The 6,667-nt window shown below is 50.0% G+C and carries 9 tRNA genes and 4 rRNA genes; all 13 read left to right on the top strand.

What is annotated here, in order from left to right:
* The first annotated feature begins 3 nt into the window (after nucleotides 1-3).
* Nucleotides 4-1,552 (top strand): 16S ribosomal RNA (locus tag M2299_RS20600).
* 181 nt (nucleotides 1,553-1,733) lie between these two features.
* Nucleotides 1,734-4,664 (top strand): 23S ribosomal RNA (locus M2299_RS20595).
* Nucleotides 4,665-4,725: 61 nt separating this feature from the next.
* Nucleotides 4,726-4,841, top strand: a 5S ribosomal RNA gene (gene rrf / locus M2299_RS20590).
* Between the two features lie 766 nt (nucleotides 4,842-5,607).
* Nucleotides 5,608-5,683: transfer RNA gene (locus M2299_RS20585), tRNA-Val, on the top strand.
* A 33-nt stretch (nucleotides 5,684-5,716) separates the two neighbouring features.
* Nucleotides 5,717-5,792: transfer RNA gene (locus tag M2299_RS20580), tRNA-Thr, on the top strand.
* 37 nt (nucleotides 5,793-5,829) lie between these two features.
* Nucleotides 5,830-5,905, top strand: a tRNA-Lys gene (locus M2299_RS20575).
* 7 nt (nucleotides 5,906-5,912) lie between these two features.
* A tRNA-Leu gene (locus tag M2299_RS20570) sits at nucleotides 5,913-5,995 on the top strand.
* Between the two features lie 30 nt (nucleotides 5,996-6,025).
* Nucleotides 6,026-6,097 (top strand) — tRNA-Gly (locus tag M2299_RS20565).
* 12 nt (nucleotides 6,098-6,109) lie between these two features.
* Nucleotides 6,110-6,195, top strand: a tRNA-Leu gene (locus tag M2299_RS20560).
* 11 nt (nucleotides 6,196-6,206) lie between these two features.
* Nucleotides 6,207-6,283 (top strand) — tRNA-Arg (locus tag M2299_RS20555).
* A gap of 7 nt (nucleotides 6,284-6,290) precedes the next feature.
* Nucleotides 6,291-6,367 (top strand) — tRNA-Pro (locus M2299_RS20550).
* Between the two features lie 8 nt (nucleotides 6,368-6,375).
* Nucleotides 6,376-6,451 (top strand) — tRNA-Ala (locus tag M2299_RS20545).
* 124 nt (nucleotides 6,452-6,575) lie between these two features.
* Nucleotides 6,576-6,667: ribosomal RNA gene (locus M2299_RS20540) — 16S ribosomal RNA — on the top strand; the annotation flags it as partial.

Here is a 6,667-nt window from a genome sequence, read left to right as displayed (position 1 = left end):
ACTTTTTCGGAGAGTTTGATCCTGGCTCAGGACGAACGCTGGCGGCGTGCCTAATACATGCAAGTCGAGCGGACAGAAGGGAGCTTGCTCCCGGATGTTAGCGGCGGACGGGTGAGTAACACGTGGGTAACCTGCCTGTAAGACTGGGATAACTCCGGGAAACCGGAGCTAATACCGGATAGTTCCTTGAACCGCATGGTTCAAGGATGAAAGACGGTTTCGGCTGTCACTTACAGATGGACCCGCGGCGCATTAGCTAGTTGGTGAGGTAACGGCTCACCAAGGCGACGATGCGTAGCCGACCTGAGAGGGTGATCGGCCACACTGGGACTGAGACACGGCCCAGACTCCTACGGGAGGCAGCAGTAGGGAATCTTCCGCAATGGACGAAAGTCTGACGGAGCAACGCCGCGTGAGTGATGAAGGTTTTCGGATCGTAAAGCTCTGTTGTTAGGGAAGAACAAGTGCAAGAGTAACTGCTTGCACCTTGACGGTACCTAACCAGAAAGCCACGGCTAACTACGTGCCAGCAGCCGCGGTAATACGTAGGTGGCAAGCGTTGTCCGGAATTATTGGGCGTAAAGGGCTCGCAGGCGGTTTCTTAAGTCTGATGTGAAAGCCCCCGGCTCAACCGGGGAGGGTCATTGGAAACTGGGAAACTTGAGTGCAGAAGAGGAGAGTGGAATTCCACGTGTAGCGGTGAAATGCGTAGAGATGTGGAGGAACACCAGTGGCGAAGGCGACTCTCTGGTCTGTAACTGACGCTGAGGAGCGAAAGCGTGGGGAGCGAACAGGATTAGATACCCTGGTAGTCCACGCCGTAAACGATGAGTGCTAAGTGTTAGGGGGTTTCCGCCCCTTAGTGCTGCAGCTAACGCATTAAGCACTCCGCCTGGGGAGTACGGTCGCAAGACTGAAACTCAAAGGAATTGACGGGGGCCCGCACAAGCGGTGGAGCATGTGGTTTAATTCGAAGCAACGCGAAGAACCTTACCAGGTCTTGACATCCTCTGACAACCCTAGAGATAGGGCTTTCCCTTCGGGGACAGAGTGACAGGTGGTGCATGGTTGTCGTCAGCTCGTGTCGTGAGATGTTGGGTTAAGTCCCGCAACGAGCGCAACCCTTGATCTTAGTTGCCAGCATTTAGTTGGGCACTCTAAGGTGACTGCCGGTGACAAACCGGAGGAAGGTGGGGATGACGTCAAATCATCATGCCCCTTATGACCTGGGCTACACACGTGCTACAATGGACAGAACAAAGGGCTGCGAGACCGCAAGGTTTAGCCAATCCCACAAATCTGTTCTCAGTTCGGATCGCAGTCTGCAACTCGACTGCGTGAAGCTGGAATCGCTAGTAATCGCGGATCAGCATGCCGCGGTGAATACGTTCCCGGGCCTTGTACACACCGCCCGTCACACCACGAGAGTTTGCAACACCCGAAGTCGGTGAGGTAACCTTTATGGAGCCAGCCGCCGAAGGTGGGGCAGATGATTGGGGTGAAGTCGTAACAAGGTAGCCGTATCGGAAGGTGCGGCTGGATCACCTCCTTTCTAAGGATATATGGAGCAGCGTACGTTTTCGTCTTGTTTAGTTTTGAAGGATCATTCCTTCAAACATGTCTCTAGCGAGACAGGATTGTTCTTTGAAAACTAGATAACAATAAGTAATACATTCACATTGAATGCAATGCAAAGTTCATCACACATAGTGATTCTTTCTAAAGTAAGAAATGGTTAAGTTAGAAAGGGCGCACGGTGGATGCCTTGGCACTAGGAGCCGATGAAGGACGGGACGAACACCGATATGCTTCGGGGAGCTGTAAGCAAGCTTTGATCCGGAGATTTCCGAATGGGGAAACCCACTGCTCGTAATGGAGTAGTATCCATACTTGAATACATAGAGTATGAGAAGGCATACCCGGGGAACTGAAACATCTAAGTACCCGGAGGAAGAGAAAGCAAATGCGATTCCCTGAGTAGCGGCGAGCGAAACGGGAACAGCCCAAACCAAGAGGCTTGCCTCTTGGGGTTGTAGGACACTCTATACGGAGTTACAAAGGAACGATATAAGCGAAGAGGTCTGGAAAGGCCCGCCAAAGAAGGTAACAGCCCTGTAACTGAAATGTTGTTCTCTCCAGAGTGGATCCTGAGTACGGCGGAACACGTGAAATTCCGTCGGAATCCGGGAGGACCATCTCCCAAGGCTAAATACTCCCTAGTGACCGATAGTGAACCAGTACCGTGAGGGAAAGGTGAAAAGCACCCCGGAAGGGGAGTGAAATAGATCCTGAAACCGTGTGCCTACAAGTAGTCAGAGCCCGTTAACGGGTGATGGCGTGCCTTTTGTAGAATGAACCGGCGAGTTACGATCCCGTGCAAGGTTAAGCAGAAGATGCGGAGCCGCAGCGAAAGCGAGTCTGAATAGGGCGCATGAGTACGTGGTCGTAGACCCGAAACCAGGTGATCTACCCATGTCCAGGGTGAAGTTCAGGTAACACTGAATGGAGGCCCGAACCCACGCACGTTGAAAAGTGCGGGGATGAGGTGTGGGTAGGGGTGAAATGCCAATCGAACCTGGAGATAGCTGGTTCTCTCCGAAATAGCTTTAGGGCTAGCCTCAAGGTAAGAGTCTCGGAGGTAGAGCACTGATTGGACTAGGGGCCCCTACCGGGTTACCGAATTCAGTCAAACTCCGAATGCCGATGACTTATCCTTGGGAGTCAGACTGCGAGTGATAAGATCCGTAGTCGAAAGGGAAACAGCCCAGACCGCCAGCTAAGGTCCCAAAGTATACGTTAAGTGGAAAAGGATGTGGAGTTGCTTAGACAACCAGGATGTTGGCTTAGAAGCAGCCACCATTTAAAGAGTGCGTAATAGCTCACTGGTCGAGTGACTCTGCGCCGAAAATGTACCGGGGCTAAACGTATCACCGAAGCTGCGGACTGTTCTTACGAACAGTGGTAGGAGAGCGTTCTAAGTGCAGTGAAGTCAGACCGGAAGGACTGGTGGAGCGCTTAGAAGTGAGAATGCCGGTATGAGTAGCGAAAGACGGGTGAGAATCCCGTCCACCGAATGCCTAAGGTTTCCTGAGGAAGGCTCGTCCGCTCAGGGTTAGTCGGGACCTAAGCCGAGGCCGAAAGGCGTAGGCGATGGACAACAGGTTGATATTCCTGTACCACCTCCTCACCATTTGAGCAATGGGGGGACGCAGGAGGATAGGGTAAGCGCGGTATTGGATATCCGCGTCCAAGCAGTTAGGCTGGGAAATAGGCAAATCCGTTTCCCGTGAAGGCTGAGCTGTGATGGCGAGCGAAATTTAGTAGCGAAGTTCCTGATTCCACACTGCCAAGAAAAGCCTCTAGCGAGGTGAGAGGTGCCCGTACCGCAAACCGACACAGGTAGGCGAGGAGAGAATCCTAAGGTGATCGAGAGAACTCTCGTTAAGGAACTCGGCAAAATGACCCCGTAACTTCGGGAGAAGGGGTGCTTCTTAGGGTGTTAAAGCCCCGAGAAGCCGCAGTGAATAGGCCCAGGCGACTGTTTAGCAAAAACACAGGTCTCTGCGAAGCCGTAAGGCGAAGTATAGGGGCTGACGCCTGCCCGGTGCTGGAAGGTTAAGAGGAGCGCTTAGCGTAAGCGAAGGTGCGAATTGAAGCCCCAGTAAACGGCGGCCGTAACTATAACGGTCCTAAGGTAGCGAAATTCCTTGTCGGGTAAGTTCCGACCCGCACGAAAGGCGCAACGATCTGGGCACTGTCTCAACGAGAGACTCGGTGAAATTATAGTACCTGTGAAGATGCAGGTTACCCGCGACAGGACGGAAAGACCCCGTGGAGCTTTACTGCAGCCTGATATTGAATGTTGGTACAGCTTGTACAGGATAGGTAGGAGCCTTGGAAACCGGAGCGCTAGCTTCGGTGGAGGCATCGGTGGGATACTACCCTGGCTGTATTGACCTTCTAACCCGCTGCCCTTATCGGGCAGGGAGACAGTGTCAGGTGGGCAGTTTGACTGGGGCGGTCGCCTCCTAAAATGTAACGGAGGCGCCCAAAGGTTCCCTCAGAATGGTTGGAAATCATTCGCAGAGTGTAAAGGCACAAGGGAGCTTGACTGCGAGACCTACAAGTCGAGCAGGGACGAAAGTCGGGCTTAGTGATCCGGTGGTTCCGCATGGAAGGGCCATCGCTCAACGGATAAAAGCTACCCCGGGGATAACAGGCTTATCTCCCCCAAGAGTCCACATCGACGGGGAGGTTTGGCACCTCGATGTCGGCTCATCGCATCCTGGGGCTGTAGTCGGTCCCAAGGGTTGGGCTGTTCGCCCATTAAAGCGGTACGCGAGCTGGGTTCAGAACGTCGTGAGACAGTTCGGTCCCTATCCGTCGCGGGCGCAGGAAATTTGAGAGGAGCTGTCCTTAGTACGAGAGGACCGGGATGGACGCACCGCTGGTGTACCAGTTGTTCTGCCAAGGGCATCGCTGGGTAGCTATGTGCGGACGGGATAAGTGCTGAAAGCATCTAAGCATGAAGCCCCCCTCAAGATGAGATTTCCCATTCCGCAAGGAAGTAAGATCCCTGAAAGATGATCAGGTTGATAGGTCTGAGGTGGAAGCGTGGTGACACGTGGAGCTGACAGATACTAATAGATCGAGGACTTAACCTATATTCTAATGTGAAAAATGAACATTGTTATCTAGTTTTGAGAGAACATTCTCTCCATCAGGTTTGGTGGCGATAGCGAAGAGGTCACACCCGTTCCCATACCGAACACGGAAGTTAAGCTCTTCAGCGCCGATGGTAGTTGGGGGTTTCCCCCTGTGAGAGTAGGACGCCGCCAAGCTTTTCAAAGGATCAGTTCCAGTCGGAACTGGTCTTTTTTGTGTTTCAATAAATGATATATCTATTTATATTGAAAATAGTGGTCTTTCACTACATTCTCAATAACTCATTCATTTCATCCCCTTCACTGGAATTCTAGACATTCTATAATATTCTTATCATCTAATCTCGTCGCTCGCTCATCTTGCTAAGAGTCAACATATCTAAAAAGGATCTTCTCCTCTGGCAACCATATGTAGCGAACTGCGCTTGCTGCTAGATCATTGAAACCTACATAAGAGAGCAAATGACATCTTGGATTGCTAATGAGAGAGGAAGGAGATTTGAGTTAAGTACCTCAATGTTTGATGAGGCAAGGGAACATTGAGACGATTTTTTGGAAAATGACCATGATCAATTTAATATAAAGCAATTATACAAAAATGGTTTCTCGGAAAAATAAAATAATAAAAAAATTCGTTTCTAAATGCACGTTATCTGAGGATATAAGGAATAAAACAAACATTTTTCAGCTTTAAAAGAGCTGTTTTTACATTGAAAAAGCGCTATTAATGCCCTTTTTAACAAAAAAACATAAAAAAATGAAAAAAAGACTTTTAAAATGAAGAGACAAGTGGTAAACTTCTTTAGGTGCCTTAACGAAAAGGTTTGAAAAAACAGATTTAAAATAAATTCAAAAATTATTTTAAAAAAGTCTTTACAAACAATATCTTATCGTTATATAATACTATTTGTCAGATCGAGAGACATTCGAAACGACACAATATGGAGGATTAGCTCAGCTGGGAGAGCATCTGCCTTACAAGCAGAGGGTCGGCGGTTCGAGCCCGTCATCCTCCACCATATTTATTCTTACATAATGTTAGGATAGATAAAGCCGGTGTAGCTCAACTGGTAGAGCAACTGACTTGTAATCAGTAGGTTGGGGGTTCAAGTCCTCTTGCCGGCACCACTTTCATATGGTAAGATAGACAAGTCGCTTTAAAAGCGAGCCATTAGCTCAGTTGGTAGAGCATCTGACTTTTAATCAGAGGGTCGAAGGTTCGAGTCCTTCATGGCTCACCATTTTCATGCGGGTGTGGCGGAATTGGCAGACGCGCTAGACTTAGGATCTAGTGTCTTTATGACGTGGGGGTTCAAGTCCCTTCACCCGCATTGCCAAACAACATAAAGAAATCCTGTAATGCGGAAGTAGTTCAGTGGTAGAACACCACCTTGCCAAGGTGGGGGTCGCGGGTTCGAATCCCGTCTTCCGCTTATACCATCCACGCCGGGGTGGTGGAATTGGCAGACACACAGGACTTAAAATCCTGCGGTAGGTGACTACCGTGCCGGTTCAAGTCCGGCCCTCGGCATTATAAAATAAGCGCCCGTAGCTCAATTGGATAGAGCGTTTGACTACGGATCAAAAGGTTAGGGGTTCGACTCCTCTCGGGCGCGCCATTAAGATCGGGAAGTAGCTCAGCTTGGTAGAGCACTTGGTTTGGGACCAAGGGGTCGCAGGTTCGAATCCTGTCTTCCCGACCATCTTTTATGGGGCCTTAGCTCAGCTGGGAGAGCGCCTGCCTTGCACGCAGGAGGTCAGCGGTTCGATCCCGCTAGGCTCCACCAACATGATCTTTGAAAACTAAACAAGACAAAACGTACCTGTTAATTCGAGTTTTTATAAAAAATCCTATGATACATCATAGGTAGTCAGTCAAACTGGCGAAAAACAAAACTTCGGTTTTGAACTTTTTCGGAGAGTTTGATCCTGGCTCAGGACGAACGCTGGCGGCGTGCCTAATACATGCAAGTCGAGCGGACAGAAGGGAGCTTGCTCCCGGA

Origin of the sequence: Stenotrophomonas sp. 1278 (assembly GCF_029892765.1) — a bacterium.
In the GTDB taxonomy this organism is placed as follows: domain Bacteria; phylum Pseudomonadota; class Gammaproteobacteria; order Xanthomonadales; family Xanthomonadaceae; genus Stenotrophomonas; species Stenotrophomonas indicatrix.
This window is presented reverse-complemented; position numbering and strand designations above follow the sequence as displayed.